The sequence below is a fragment of the Bradyrhizobium sp. LeoA1Lang genome, assembly GCF_055413685.1.
The window spans coordinates 1-350 of sequence record NZ_JBVAPG010000552.1 but is presented as its reverse complement, the minus strand read 5'-3'; the positions used below and the strand labels follow the sequence as shown (position 1 = coordinate 350).

Genomic DNA, 350 nt, shown 5'->3' with positions numbered 1-350 from the left:
CCGCGTGCTTGCGATGCCAGCCGGTCACCGCGCAAAGCTCGTCGAGTATGCGCCCCTTATCTGCCCGCCCTGCCGATCGATAGCGCTCTACCACCGCCGCCGTGAGCTCGCGCCGAGCACCCATGCTGATCCGTCCTGCCATCGGTGACACCGATCCGATTCGGTGTCGCCGCCCCAATCCTGACGGTCAGTTCTCCGGTAACATTCTTGATGAGGCAATGCGCGATCGTGAGCAGCCCGCTCCGGCCGAGGCGGTGATAGAGTCAGCGTTCTGGCTGCTCGTCAAGGGTGATGGTTTTGGCGTTGCGTTTTCGCATGCTTTCGCCGGCCAGCTGGAGGCGGTGAGCGTT

Annotated in this window: 1 pseudogene; it reads right to left on the bottom strand. The window is 63.7% G+C overall.

The window, feature by feature from the left end:
• Window positions 1–263: 263 nt before the first annotated feature.
• Window positions 264–350, bottom strand: a pseudogene (locus tag ACZYOF_RS44475) (IS21-like element ISFK1 family helper ATPase IstB); the annotation flags it as partial.